This is a genomic window from Vibrio sp. QJM3NY_21 (assembly GCF_057785975.1).
The window spans coordinates 941,796-955,279 of record NZ_CM173513.1; the positions used below are offsets into that span (position 1 = coordinate 941,796).

Consider the following 13,484-nt stretch of genomic DNA (forward strand, 5'->3'; position numbering starts at 1 on the left):
TAGTTTTGATTTATTTTGGGCAAAGAAAAGGGCCGCAATGCGACCCTTAAATTTTTCTAACTGAAGCTTATATTAGAAGCTACGGCTGTACTGCAGACCTAGAAGGATTGCATCAGCACGAGTAGTTGCTGAAACAGATGTGCCTAGAGGTGTACTTTCACTTACGTTTTTAACGTCTTCACCCAGTAAGTAAGTGAAGCCGAAATCTACGTTAGATGCAGTATCTATGTGGTATGTGAAACCTGCAGAGAACCATTGGCGGTCTGAATCTGGTACAGAAACTGATTTTAGGTCATCTTGAGCTGCGATGTCATACATGTAACCAGCACGTAGATCCCAATCGTTGTTTAGGTAGTAAGTAGTACCAACTGAGATGTGACCGGCATTTTTCCATTCGTATGCTGCATCAGGTGTCGTAGCTGTGCCACCGAACTCAATTTTATCAAATGCTTTCCAACCAACCCACTGTAGAGAGTAGTGAACCGCAAACTTGGTATCTTCAAGTTTGTGGTAACCAGAGAATTCAGCCATGTCTGGTAGCGGAAGTTTGATCTCCTGACCTTTACTATCTTCGGCAGTGATTTCAGGACTGTAGCGGTAAGATAGTCCGAAACGGTTGTTTTCGTCTAGCTCATAAACCGTACCTACGTTGAAGCCAACGCCCCAGCCATCAGCTCCGTCGATATCAACTAAGCTCAACCCATTAAATGGGCTGCTTGGATCTGCTGATAAGTTACTACTCGTCGTACGTTTAAGCGTACCTTTACCGTAGATAATATCAAGACCAGCACCGAAGCTCCATTGGTCGTTCAAGCGGTATGAACCTGCAAGACCGAAGTTAAGGCTCATGATATCCGTTTCGCCACCAAATTCTGAAGCAGCGAAATCGCTACCAAAGTCTGTAGATGTACCGAAATTAGAGTAAGCATTCACACCCCAAGCAAACTTTTCATTTACTGGAACGATAAGGTGGATGTTCGGTGCAACTGATGTACCGCCTGCGTCATCGTAGTTTGATGAGGTTGGAGTACTAATTGGGTTCATTGCTGAAGTGTAAGTAGCGTCAGAAACCTTAATGTCAGTTGTGATAGTTTCGAAACCAAGAGATAACTCAGTTTTATCAAACAGTGCCATTGCTGCAGGGTTACGAGCCATTACTGACGCGTTATCTGCAATTACGGCGTCACCAGCGAAAGCACGGCCAAGACCGGTTGCTGATTGTGCGTTAAGTTGGAAACCTGCTGCCATCGCTTGCGAGGACGCCAGTGTAATGGTTACTGCTAAAAGAGACTTTTTAAACAGACGCGTGTTGTTGGTAGTCATTCATTTATTCCTTTATATATCCGCCTCTACAGGGCGATTAATTTGAGCAATTGCTCAATGGTGGCTGATCCTATTCGCAAGTATACGATATACAAATCCGACCATTGGAAATTTTGAGGGTAAAATTATGGAAATGACGCCTATCTGGCACGAAAATGGTGTGAAATGCTGTTTTTTAGAGTTTTAACTCTAGAGGTATTGGTGTGGTGAATGATTTTGCGGTTTATTGATAAGTAAAGCCCAGCAATATCAGTGATATACTTGCTGGGCCTTTTGTGACGGGGCTTTGAGAGCGAATTAGCTCATCGGTTTAATCATTTCGGTTAGCTTTTCGGCGATTTTAGAGACATCCTCGCCATCTTCGCCGACAAGGATCAAACTGCTGCCATCGATCGGTGTTACTGAGCCTGACATGCCTTTTTCATCAAAGTCGATAGACTTGTCAGTCGGAATTCCAGTTAAAAACAGAGTGACCTTGCCTTTTTCGCCTTGAAAAACCATGTGCATTGCGTTGGACTTACCAAAACCGCAATGGTTTAGGTAATACACATGATAAGGGAAGGCTTCATCAAACTGGTAAGCAAATGGATTCATTTTTGCGTTGATCTGTTGTGATGTAACTTGTTCGTCGATTGAACTAACAAAACTTTTCTCATCAACAACATGTTTCATCGCGGTATCGACCAAACTTGCTTGAGCTGGAGCAACCAGTGCGTTTCCCCAATTAACCTGTCCGACCAATAAGCCTGCAACGAACGCAACTGAAGCGGCCATCGCCATTGCTCGTCGAGCAAAAGTAGGTCTTACGACTTTGCTTTCTTCGCTCGATGTTTGATTGAACAGAATGCGATCAGCAAGATCGTCGGGCACATCAACATTCATTGCTGAATGGATATGCTTATCAAGCGATAGTACATCGTCTAAGAAGTGACTATTGGCTTCACTGCTTGCTACAGCATCGATAATATCTGGTGTTCGTTGTTTAGGTTCCGACAAAACACGACGACGAAATTCTAAATCATCCATTATGTTGCCCCCTCTCTGCCTCTTCTGTATCCAGCATCTCTTTCAACTGATTTCGAGCTCTGAATAAACGTGTCATTACTGTGTTTTTGTTGAGATTGAGGATATCTGCAATCTCTTCACCACTAAATCCACCAATCACTTGTAGGAAGAGTGGTTCACGGTAATCGACTTCAAGTTTCATGATCTGAGCTTGCAACCACAAATGTTGATGGTGCGGGTCATCACTGACACTAGCATCATTACCATGATCGTCGATATCAACTAGATCAAACTGTTTGCGTTCAAAGCGACGTGCGTTCTCGCGCCTCAAGATAGTAATAAGCCAAGACTTAGCGGCTTTTTCATCTTGAAGGCTATCTAATGACTTCCATGCACGAAGGCAAGTTTCTTGCACTAAGTCTTCGGCAATGGTTTTGTCTTTGCATAACCAATAAGCGTAGCGAAAGAGGTCACGATGATAAGCACGCACGAGTGCTTCGTATTTTCTTTGTTTGTCCATATCAGAGTTGACCGGACGCTTGGCAGTTTTCTTTCCAAACATTTTTATTATCGACACACGAGCCTCCATAATTGCTCTGTGTATAGCTGTCTTCTATACGTTGTGCTTTGTTTTTATATTGTGTTTCGTTTTTAGAGCTACCGATTTGCAGGAAATCGTAAAATCACAATGAAAATTGATCTACTTCAAAATCTAAGGCTTCGAACAAGCTATAGTACACCTTGTCGTCTAGTTAGTCATTCGTGGCTAGCATGTTGAGCAAGACGACACTTCCTTTTGAAGGCTGACTTTACTTTCTCCTAATCAGGAAACTGATTATTTCAATTGGCGTTAAGTTAATTGCTTTATATACATTCCGACCACACAGCTTTGTGTGGTTTTTTTTTGCCTCAAGAAAACAATCCTCACACACTGCAATAACAGCGCCTACTCATAATAGTTTAGTCTCTTACGACAACCTTTCCCCCCAAAAGGTTCGCCTGAAGGTGCAGTTAAATTTTCAAACAGTGAGATACTCGTATCACGTTTATTTAAACGCTCGTTTGATTTTATTAACAACTTCTTTACAATGCTTCAGGTCAGACCTCTTAACATTAAGGAGAAACCATGGGCAAACAGGAAGTCAAAACCCGTTCTGGAGAACGTGTTGCCGTTGTCGCTGGATTACGAACCCCATTCGCTCGTCAGAGCACTGAATTTAGTCAAGTGCCTGCGGTTGATCTAGGCAAAATGGTCGTGAGTGAAATGCTTGCGCGAACAGATATCGATCCTGCGCTTATTGAACAAGTCGTGTTCGGTCAAGTAGTACAGATGCCAGAAGCGCCAAACATTGCACGTGAAATTGTGCTTGGTACTGGTATGGATATTAATACCGATGCGTACAGCGTGACACGAGCTTGTGCAACTAGCTTTCAAGCCGCGGTTAACGTGGCCGAGAGTATTATGGCTGGCTCGATTGATGTTGGTATTGCTGGTGGGGCGGATTCTTCTTCTGTATTGCCTATCGGTGTTTCCAAAAAATTGGCTGCAAATTTATTGGCGCTGAGTAAAACGAAAACGTTGGGCCAAAAGCTCAAGATATTAAAAACGTTATCCGTTAAAGATCTTATGCCTGTGCCACCTGCTGTTGCTGAATATTCTACAGGCCTTTCAATGGGTCAAACCGCAGAGCAGATGGCAAAAACTCATGGTATCACTCGTCTAGAACAAGATGCGCTCGCTCATCGATCTCACTCTCTGGCTTCTAAAGCTTGGAAAGAGGGGAAAATCAAAGATGAAGTGATGACGGCATTCCCAGTACCTTATAAAAAGTATTTAGCGGAAGACAACAATATTCGCCACGACTCAACGGTTGAAGGCTACGCTAAATTACGTCCAGCATTTGATAGAAAGTACGGCAGTGTAACGGCAGCCAATGCCACGCCTCTTACCGATGGCGGCGCTGCGGTGATGTTGATGCGCGAAGGTAAAGCTAAAGAGCTAGGCTTAGAAGTGCTTGGCTATATTCGTGGCTATGCATTCTCAGCGATTGGTGTTGAAACGGATATGTTGATGGGGCCAACTTACGCGACCTCTCAAGTATTGAAGAATACCGGTCTAGAATTATCAGATCTAACGCTTATCGAGATGCACGAAGCATTTGCAGCCCAAGTTCTGGCTAACGTTAAAATGTTTGCAAGCGATGAATTTGCTCAGAAAAATCTTGGCCGTGAAAAAGCGCTTGGCGAGATTGATATGGAGAAGTTCAACGTTCTGGGTAGCTCAATTGCTTACGGACACCCGTTTGCAGCGACTGGCGCACGCATGATGACCCAAACACTACGTGAACTGAAACGTCGCGGCGGCGGCTTAGCACTGAATACAGCTTGTGCGGCTGGTGGCTTAGGTGCAGCAATGATCTTGGAGGTGGAATAATGTCTACGACTCTTGATGTGAAAAAAGAAAAGAAAGCAGTCAAAAAAACGGATTCAACTCCAGTGGCTGCATCCAAAAGTGACAAGACAGTTACAAACGATGAAGCCGTAAAACAGGCGACCGCATTTTCTTTAACTATCGATGACCAAGATATTGCATGGCTTGCGATCGATGTGCCAAACGAAAAAATGAACACGCTACAAGCGGCGTTTGCCGAAGAAATGAAAGCCATCTTCGAGCAGTTGAAGGAAAAGCAAAGCCGCGTAAAAGGCTTGATCGTTCACTCACTGAAACCAGATAACTTTATCGCTGGTGCTGATGTGCGAATGCTTGATGCGTGTAAAACCGCTGACGAAGCACAATCTTTGGCTCGCCAAGGGCAGGAGATGTTCCAAACATTGTCTGATTTGCCTTATCCAGTCGTAGCTGCGATCCATGGCCCTTGTTTAGGTGGTGGTTTAGAGCTAGCTCTTGCCTGTGATTATCGCGTATGCACCGATTCAGACAAGACTCGCCTTGGTTTGCCAGAAGTCCAACTAGGTTTGTTGCCCGGATCGGGCGGGACACAACGTCTTCCTCGCCTTATCGGTTTGCTGCCTTCTCTTGACCTTATTCTTACGGGTAAGCAACTGCGCGCTAAGAAAGCGAAATCTTTAGGTGTAGTCGATGCTTGTGTTCCGGAAACTATCTTGCTCGAAGTGGCTAAAAGCTTTGTTGAAAAGAATGCTGGTAGCAAAAAAGGCAAACGTCTAGCGTCTCAAAATCAGGCTTCAACTAAAGAAAAGCTGATTTCACGTAATAGCCTTGGTCGTAAAGTGATTTTCGAACAAGCTTCTAAGAAAACTAATCAGAAAACACGCGGCAATTACCCTGCAGCCGATGCAATTCTAGATGTAATTCGCTATGGCCTAGAGAATGGTTTTGATAAAGGCCTTCAGTATGAAGCGAAGCGTTTCTCTGAGCTGGTAATGACTACGGAATCCAAAGCCCTTCGTTCGATTTTCTTCGCCACCACTGAAATGAAAAAAGAACACGGTGCAGACGCAGAACCTAAAGCCGTTAAGCGTGTTGGTGTATTGGGTGGCGGTCTAATGGGGGCGGGTATTAGCCATGTTAGCGTTGCTAAAGCTAAAGTGCCGGTTCGCATTAAAGACGTATCCAATGAAGGTGTTCTGAACGCACTTAACTACAACTTTAAGTTGTTCGACAAGCAGCGTAAACGTCGCATTTTGAGTAAAGCTGAACTTGAAAGTAAAATGCTGCAGCTTTCTGGTGGTATCGACTTTACGAGCTTTAATCACACCGATGTCGTGATTGAAGCAGTATTTGAAGACCTCGATCTTAAGCAATCGATGATTGCCGACATTGAGGCGAATGCGAAACCTGAGACTATTTTTGCGACCAACACTTCTTCATTGCCAATCCACAAGATTGCAGAGAAGGCACAGCGACCAGAAAACGTTGTCGGTCTTCACTACTTCAGTCCTGCAGATAAAATGCCATTGGTTGAAGTTATTCCTCATGAAACAACGTCAGAAGAGACGATTTCGACAGTTGTTGCATTAGCGAAGAAGCAAGGCAAAACGCCAATTGTTGTTAAAGACACGGCGGGTTTCTACGTGAACCGTATTCTTGCTCCGTACATGAATGAAGCCGCGCACTTATTATTGGCAAATGAGCCGATTGAAAAGCTCGATAGCACGTTATTGGACTTCGGCTTCCCGGTTGGCCCTATCACCTTATTAGATGAGGTGGGTGTTGATATCGGCGCGAAGATTATTCCAATTCTAGTGAATGAGCTTGGCGATCGTTTCCAAGGCCCTGATGTGTTCGATATTCTTTTGAATGACAACCGTAAAGGCCGTAAGAGTGGCAAAGGTTTCTACACTTACAAAGGTAAGAAGAAGGAAGTCGATAAGTCAGTTTACAAGCTGCTTAAGCTGCAACCAGATCCTAAGTTGAGCGATAACGATATCGCGATGCGCTGTGTGTTACCTATGCTAAACGAAGCGGTTCGTTGTTTGGATGACGGTATTATCCGCAGCCCACGTGATGGCGATATTGGTGCTATTTTCGGTATCGGTTTCCCTCCATTCTTAGGAGGTCCGTTCCGCTATATGGATCAAATCGGTGTTAAGTCATTAGTTGAGATGATGAACGACTTCGCTAAAAAGTACGGTGACCGTTTCGCACCATGTGATGGCCTACTGACACGTGCTGGTTTGGATGAGTCTTTTTATAAGTAACTCTCTCTACAAGTAATGTTCTAGTAAATTGATTATCAAGCCCGTATCAAGCGATTGATGCGGGCTTTTTTATTTTTTTGAGTGTGCGAAAGGAAGGAGATTCCCGACTCAGTCGTTCCTCCTTCTCGGGAATGACGAGGAGAGGGATGTGTTCTGCCAGATATTATCGGTGTGTCGGGAGATTCCCAACTCGGTCGTTCCTCCCTCTTGGGAATGACGAAAGAGAGGTTGAAAGTAAGCGATTAGTGTTAATAGTGGGATTGCGGCTAATGCATTGCAATCGAAACTACCGTCATCTCCTAAAGCGACGAAGGAGCGTAATAGGAGATCTGATTTTGTGCTTCATCCAAGAAAAAAGGTTGATGCTTTCACATCAACCTTATGATTTTCATTCCAGTTTTATCAGCCAAGCTCACAGTCTTTAGGGCGTAACTGAAATTCATCAATTGAGCCAATCTCCACACCTGCCGACAACTTCTCTTCCTCATTATGAGCATTGCCGTGTGCATGCATAATCAGACGATTTGCCGTACGAGGTTTAAGCTGGCTGACCACAAAACGCATCATGTCTGAGCGTGTTAGACCTTTGAGGTCTTCCAAGACATGTTCTCTCTGATTGAATTCCAAGTCCTTATTGCCTATCGCAACCCATAAACGTTGAGCGCGACCGCGCAAGGTGGTATCTGGCGTTGAAATCTGATTCCAGAGCCCGCGTTTACTGCTGTGCCATTGATAGTCGTTAAGCTCCAGCAGCACCATGTAAAAGGCATTGAGGAACTCATCTATAGAGGCTAATAAGTCTGCCGGGGCAGCATTCGGTGATTGCACATACAACACAATACCTGGGTGTCGGTTCAACGGCATATTGCCAGTGCCGACCATATAGCCTAGCTGCTGCTTGGTACGAATCTCATGGAAGAAGGTGGCTGACATCAAATGGTTCGCCAATGAATACAGCGCAATATTTTTAGGCGAAATATCTGCACACTGGTAGTAAACCACGATGGCTGAATCATCTTGATTACATACGACTTCACGTTGGAAGCTGCCGTTTTCACCCAACATGATTAACGGGCGTAGTGACTCTTCGTAAGCTTGGTCTTGAACACGTAATGCATCTTTTAGCGTTTCAGCCATATTGTGTGCATCGGCTTTTTTCCAATCACCATACACAAACATTTCTACGTGCAGTTCTGCCAAGATAGCTTGAACAAAGGAAGAAAGCTCATCGACCTCTATTGTTTCTAGCGCTTCTATTAAAACGGAATAGGGCGGGTTGTTTGGCTGAAGTATTCCAGTCATTGCATTAAACAGCTGCGAAATAGGACGATCTTGCGACGCATTATTCCAGTTTCTGAGCAATTGGTGCTTAATAGTTTCAAAGCGTGTTGGACTAAAGTCGCGTGCTTGGAAGCGCTCAAGGATCATATTGAGCAGCTGTGGTTGCTTTTCGCTGAATCCCGAAAGCGTGAGTGTTACACCGCCCTGATGGGTATACATGTTGTAGCCCATACCCGCAATCTCAGCCTGATACGTATCTTTTTCAAGCGAGTCCAAGAACATCTCTACACACAAGCGTGTTTTAACGATGTTTCTCGGGGTGGCGACTGAGTGTGGGCTGTCGATAGCGATATACACCACACCTTTAGGTACTCGAAATTGATGGTCTTGGAGGTGCCATAACTTAAAGCCATCCAGTTCTTCTAACAGTTGTGGGTGCTTAGCATCACCTTCGAGTTCAGCAGGGTCTAAGTCGTAGCAAATAAATGGGTTTTTACTTGGCAGCTCAAACATCCAGCCGGGGTTGATGCACGTAAAGCACTGGGTCTGCTCTGGGCTAAAAGGTGTGACGGAGTAGGGCGTAAAGTACCACTTCGCTTCTCTATCATACTCGAAGCCTTGAGCTACGATGGTGACCCGCATGTTGTCGACAGATAAGTAGGGAAGCAAAGAGCGTTGTAATTCTTCGTCAAAGTGCGACATCTTATAATCGCCATACACTACGTCCTGCTCTTGATAGTGCTGCATGTTGATAACAAGATGACTGACGACATCGAGCGGTCTGGAGGGCTCTTGAAAGCGGAAAGCGGACTCTAAAACGGCGCGCTTTTCAAGATAACGCCACTCTTCGATGCCTTGTTGTTCAATGAGTTTGATGTACTGAAATATTGCTTGAACGACGTTATCGGTTTTGGTTAAGCCTTCGATGGTCATTGAACAACTGATCGTGAAATCACGATAGTTACTGCCACTTGCGCCGCCACCTGCCGAGAGGGAAGTAATCCAACCTTTCTCTTTCAGCTGCATCATCAAACTGCCTTCGCCTTCGTAACCGATAAGGTGTGCAAAGAATGATAATGGCTTAATCCCATAGTGCTCGTCCATGCTTGGCATTGGGAAGGTTAAGATAAGTTTGCGCACTTCTTTTATCGGCTCTACGTGTACCTGTACGCCAGTGCTTAACTCGCCAATAATCGGTACTTTAACCTTTTTACCTTGTAGTTTGTGATTGGTAATCGAGCTAAAACGCTCCTCAACCCAACTTTGCATCTCATCTAATGATTGATTGCCAGACAGTGTCAGCGTCATTAGATCGGCTGAATATTGTTGCTGGTGGAAAGCCAAGATCTCTTGTCGAATCGTTTCACCGTTTCTGTCACCCAACGTCTCGATATTACCGACAGAAAACTTCGAGAATGGGTGATTGTGATTCACCAGTTCTTTGGTAACTTGGTACAAGCGTCGCGAGTCGTCGTTGAGTTTCATCTTGTATTCTGAATCAACGGCTTGGCGTTCTTTGTCTAGTGCTTCTTCGTTAAAAAGTGGTGCTGTGAAAAATTGGCTGAAGCGATCGAGTGCGGTTTCAAAGGCATTCAATTCAACATCAAAAAAGAAGCAGGTGTGTTCGGTTCCGGTCCAAGCATTGTTGCTACCGCCATGTTGGCTGATAAAACTTTGGAACTCTCCGACCTTTGGATACTTTTCAGTTCCCAAAAATAGCATATGCTCTAAGTAGTGCGCTAAACCCTCTCGGTCGGTAGGGTCATCAAAATGCCCGACATTAACGGCGAGTGCGGCTGCAGCTTTTTGAGCGTTCTGATCGTGAACTAACAGTACTCGCAATCCGTTATCCAAGGTTACGTAACGGTATTGATGTTCATCATTAGGGCTTAAATGCACAGAAGCATCTCCAGAGAAGGTGGTTTTTAAATTATGTACGCGATGATTTGAGGTGCAAACCTTGCGATCACATTTTGGGATATGAAGAGCTTTTTGGCGACTTCTAAATCATTTTTATCGATTTTTATCAGTGATTTATTTTCTTTTAATAAGATTGTTAAGAAAGTCGAACTCTTTAGCAAGTGACTTGATATAATTATTTATATAGACTGCGGCTTCTCTAGTTTGAGAGCCAAACGCTAAGTAGCGTATCGCTGATATGGGATATATCGACTTTCGAAATGTTACGTAGACAGGACTGAACATGAAAATATTCATAATGCGCCACGGTGAAGCAGAACATTTTGCGGACTCGGATGCAGAACGAGCGTTAACCAAGCGCGGGAAAATGGCATCTCTTGCAGTGGCTCAAGCTGCAAATGAGCAGGGGATTAGTCAATTCGATAAAGTGCTTGTGAGCCCATATTTAAGGGCACAAGAAACGTGGTTAGAAATATCTCAGGCGTTTTCCGGAAAGAAAGTAGAAACCTGTGATGATATTACGCCTTATGGAATGTCTGACGACGTGTTTGATTTGACTTTAGCGATGGCTGAAGTAGAAAAACTAGAGACCATTTTGTTTGTTTCTCATTTACCTCTAGTTGGCTACTTAACCGCTGAGTTCGCGACAGGCATGGCACCACCAATGTTTCCGACGTCAGGTTTGGCTTGCATTGAATTCGACCTTGAGACACAAAAAGGCGAGTTACTTTGGAACATCAATCCATAGTCGAGGTTTTATCTAACCTGTAGGCTGAAAGATAACAAAGAAAAGGGCACCTCAATGATTTGAGGTGCCCTTTTCTGTTTTTGACGTTGGGGGGAAATAGTGAGTCGGAGTTATTTATCTGGAATAGCAAGCAAAACCAACAATGCCCCGTTACCACCGAACTCTAAAGGTGCTTGGTGAAAAGCCATTACATCCGGGTGCTGTGCTAACCACAAAGGCACTTTCTGTTTTAGAATGTGCTTACCGATACCATGTTGAACACAAGCACACGCGACACTTTCTTTAATGCAATGAGCAATCATTGCACCTAACTCGCGTTTCGCTTCTTGTTGAGTCATACCGTGCATGTCAAGATACACATCAGGTACGTAGACACCACGACGTAAGCGCTTCACCTCATACTTAGAGACATCATCACGCGCATAACGTGTTGGGCCTTCTTCGCTAAGATGCGGAATGAACTCATCCGAGAAATAAAACTCGCTATCACTGGCTTGTCTTGCCGTGCGAGTAATTTCTTTTTGCTTGGCATTTCTTTTTGGCTGCTGGACTATGGTATCCTGTTGCAACTTTTTAACGCCCTTTACTGCATCGTTGAATAGGGCGAAATCGTCATCGAAGTCGGTGTCTTTTTTGCTCATCAGGTTATGAATTCTAATTAGAAACGTAATTAGCAGTATTGTAGCGCTTTTCGGAGACAATTTTGGATAAGATTTTTGTAGAAGAAGCGGTATCAGAACTACACACGCTTCAAGATGTGATTCGTTGGACTGTTAGTCGCTTTAACGCAGCGGGCCTTTTTTATGGTCACGGCACTGATAACGCGTGGGATGAGGCGGTACAACTTATTTTACCTACTCTTTATCTGCCGATTGATGTTCCTTCGCATGTGATGAACTCTCGTCTAACGAGCAGCGAACGTCTGCGTATTGTTGAGCGCGTAATCAAGCGTATCAATGATCGTACACCAACGGCTTACCTAACCAACAAAGCTTGGTTCTGTGGTCTAGAGTTCTTCGTTGATGAACGTGTTCTTGTGCCTCGTTCGCCAATTGGTGAGCTGATCGAAGCTCAATTCCAACCTTGGTTAACTGAAGAGCCAACGCGCATCATGGATATGTGTACGGGTAGTGGTTGTATTGCTATCGCTTGTGCTCACGCTTTCCCTGATGCAGAAGTAGATGCGATCGATATCTCGACTGATGCACTGCAAGTTGCCGAGCAAAACGTTCAAGATCACGGCATGGAGCAACAAGTGTTCCCAATCCGTTCAGACCTTTTCCGTGATTTGCCAAAAGAGAAATACAACCTGATCGTATCGAACCCACCGTACGTGGACGAAGAAGATATGAACAGCCTGCCAGAAGAGTTTACTCATGAGCCGGAACTTGGCCTAGCAGCGGGTACTGATGGCCTTAAACTGGTTCGCCGTATTCTTTCTAACGCACCAGATTACCTAACTGATGATGGTATCTTGATCTGTGAAGTGGGTAACTCAATGGTTCACATGATGGACCAATATCCAGAAATTCCATTTACTTGGATTGAGTTCTCGAATGGCGGTCATGGCGTATTCATGATCACTCGCGAGCAGTTAGTGGCTTGTGCAGATGAGTTCTCTATCTACAAAGACTAAGTTTCTTTGAGTGCTTTTGGTTTCTGTAGTCGATAAAATTATCTCGACGAACAAAAGAAACTTTAGCCGTATTAATTTAAACGCCATGCAGTAATGCATGGCGTTTTTTTATATCTGTGATTAATGCTTTGTCATTATGATTGAGTGAATATTGTTTAATATTTAGTTGATTAATGTGAATAGCTATTACATATTGATGTTCAAAAGTTGTACGTTTTAGTGAGTTAAGGAGAATTCGCGATGAGCTTTGATACATGGATTTATTATTTACTAGCGGTGCTGATACTGACGGCTTCACCCGGGCCGAGTTCTTTGTTGTGCATGACTAAGGGAGTGCAGTCTGGCTTTAAATTATCGATATTTACCGCGCTGGGTAGCTTAACTGCGATTACTGGAATTCTAACGTTATCGTTTACTGGGCTGGGTGTGATTATCGCTTCGTCTGAGGTGGTGTTTAATGTCATTAAATGGACAGGTGCTGCCTATCTTATCTACCTCGGTTTGAAGTCATTGCGATCTAACCAACAAGATTATGACAAGTTATCAAATCAACAAGCCGGTTCTAAATCTGTTAAAGAAAGTGCTGCGCAGCATTACCTCAGTGGCTTTATTGTTGGCGCGAGCAACCCGAAAGCAATCTTGTTTTTTACGGCGTTGTTCCCACAGTTTATTGACCCTTCAATAGCACTTCTTCCTCAGTTTTCGGTGTTTGCTTTGACCTTCGCTGTGATGGAGCTGTCTTGGCTCTTGGTTTACGCATATTTAGGTGCTAAATCATCAAATTGGTTGTTCGCTAAAGGTCGAGCTAAGATATTTAATCGTGTAACAGGTGGTGTATTTATTGGTGCTGGAGCACTGCTTTCGACGACAACCCGAGCATAATTGATGAAG

10 protein-coding genes are annotated in these 13,484 nt (G+C 44.2%); 5 read left to right on the forward strand and 5 right to left on the reverse strand.

Going from position 1 to position 13,484, the window contains the following annotated elements; translation table 11 throughout:
• Window positions 1–72: 72 nt before the first annotated feature.
• From AC3CID_RS04310 to AC3CID_RS04320, 3 genes are all read right to left on the reverse strand, one after another.
• The gene (locus tag AC3CID_RS04310; RefSeq protein ID WP_146456872.1) at window positions 73–1,323 is read right to left on the reverse strand and encodes an outer membrane protein transport protein; all 1,251 of its coding nucleotides are present in this window, start codon (window positions 1,321–1,323) and stop codon (window positions 73–75) included.
• 297 nt (window positions 1,324–1,620) lie between these two features.
• A complete protein-coding gene (locus tag AC3CID_RS04315; protein WP_146456870.1) occupies window positions 1,621–2,349 on the reverse strand; it encodes a DUF3379 domain-containing protein in 729 nt (242 codons plus the stop codon).
• On the reverse strand, window positions 2,342–2,890 hold the full coding sequence (locus AC3CID_RS04320) for a sigma-70 family RNA polymerase sigma factor (RefSeq protein ID WP_029224857.1): 549 nt from the start codon (window positions 2,888–2,890) through the stop codon (window positions 2,342–2,344). The genes AC3CID_RS04315 and AC3CID_RS04320 overlap by 8 nt, the downstream gene beginning before the upstream one ends.
• Before the next feature lie 564 nt (window positions 2,891–3,454).
• Here AC3CID_RS04320 and fadI point away from each other — a divergent pair.
• Together fadI and fadJ are read left to right on the forward strand one after the other, a co-directional pair.
• On the forward strand, window positions 3,455–4,762 hold the full coding sequence (gene fadI / locus AC3CID_RS04325) for an acetyl-CoA C-acyltransferase FadI (protein WP_488526991.1): 1,308 nt from the start codon (window positions 3,455–3,457) through the stop codon (window positions 4,760–4,762).
• Window positions 4,762–7,008: a fatty acid oxidation complex subunit alpha FadJ gene (gene fadJ, locus AC3CID_RS04330; protein ID WP_186733101.1), complete on the forward strand. Its 2,247-nt coding sequence runs from the start codon at window positions 4,762–4,764 to the stop codon at window positions 7,006–7,008. Before fadI ends, fadJ begins: the two co-directional genes overlap by 1 nt.
• 402 nt (window positions 7,009–7,410) lie before the next feature.
• Here fadJ and AC3CID_RS04335 read toward each other — a convergent pair whose 3' ends face one another.
• Window positions 7,411–10,188: an insulinase family protein gene (locus tag AC3CID_RS04335; RefSeq protein ID WP_146456866.1), complete on the reverse strand. Its 2,778-nt coding sequence runs from the start codon at window positions 10,186–10,188 to the stop codon at window positions 7,411–7,413.
• A 304-nt stretch (window positions 10,189–10,492) separates the two neighbouring features.
• Here AC3CID_RS04335 and sixA point away from each other — a divergent pair, with 304 nt between their 5' ends.
• Entirely contained in the window at window positions 10,493–10,957 is a 465-nt protein-coding gene (gene sixA / locus AC3CID_RS04340; RefSeq protein ID WP_054548175.1) for a phosphohistidine phosphatase SixA, read from the forward strand.
• A gap of 110 nt (window positions 10,958–11,067) precedes the next feature.
• Here the strand turns inward: sixA and smrB are convergent, their stop codons facing one another.
• Window positions 11,068–11,598 (reverse strand): endonuclease SmrB, encoded by a 531-nt coding sequence (smrB, locus tag AC3CID_RS04345; protein ID WP_076678070.1) that lies wholly within the window; start codon window positions 11,596–11,598, stop codon window positions 11,068–11,070.
• A 62-nt stretch (window positions 11,599–11,660) separates the two neighbouring features.
• On the opposite strand from smrB, the gene prmB reads away from it, so the two are divergent.
• Window positions 11,661–12,593 carry a 50S ribosomal protein L3 N(5)-glutamine methyltransferase gene (prmB, locus tag AC3CID_RS04350; protein WP_146456864.1) on the forward strand — a complete coding sequence of 311 codons (933 nt, stop codon included), beginning with the start codon at window positions 11,661–11,663 and terminating at the stop codon, window positions 12,591–12,593.
• A gap of 240 nt (window positions 12,594–12,833) precedes the next feature.
• Window positions 12,834–13,475, forward strand: coding sequence for a LysE family translocator (locus tag AC3CID_RS04355; RefSeq protein WP_146456862.1), 642 nt, complete (start codon window positions 12,834–12,836; stop codon window positions 13,473–13,475).
• Window positions 13,476–13,484 lie beyond the last annotated feature (9 nt).

Excerpts from the sequence above, each read along its gene's own strand:
- AC3CID_RS04310 (WP_146456872.1), bottom strand. The coding sequence starts at position 1,323 with ATGACTACCAACAACACGCGTCTGTTTAAAAAGTCTCTTTTAGCAGTA.
- AC3CID_RS04315 (WP_146456870.1), bottom strand. The coding sequence starts at position 2,349 with ATGGATGATTTAGAATTTCGTCGTCGTGTTTTGTCGGAACCTAAACAA.
- AC3CID_RS04320 (WP_029224857.1), bottom strand. The coding sequence starts at position 2,890 with ATGTTTGGAAAGAAAACTGCCAAGCGTCCGGTCAACTCTGATATGGAC.
- fadI (WP_488526991.1), top strand. The coding sequence starts at position 3,455 with ATGGGCAAACAGGAAGTCAAAACCCGTTCTGGAGAACGTGTTGCCGTT.
- fadJ (WP_186733101.1), top strand. The coding sequence starts at position 4,762 with ATGTCTACGACTCTTGATGTGAAAAAAGAAAAGAAAGCAGTCAAAAAA.
- sixA (WP_054548175.1), top strand. The coding sequence starts at position 10,493 with ATGAAAATATTCATAATGCGCCACGGTGAAGCAGAACATTTTGCGGAC.
- smrB (WP_076678070.1), bottom strand. The coding sequence starts at position 11,598 with ATGAGCAAAAAAGACACCGACTTCGATGACGATTTCGCCCTATTCAAC.
- AC3CID_RS04355 (WP_146456862.1), top strand. The coding sequence starts at position 12,834 with ATGAGCTTTGATACATGGATTTATTATTTACTAGCGGTGCTGATACTG.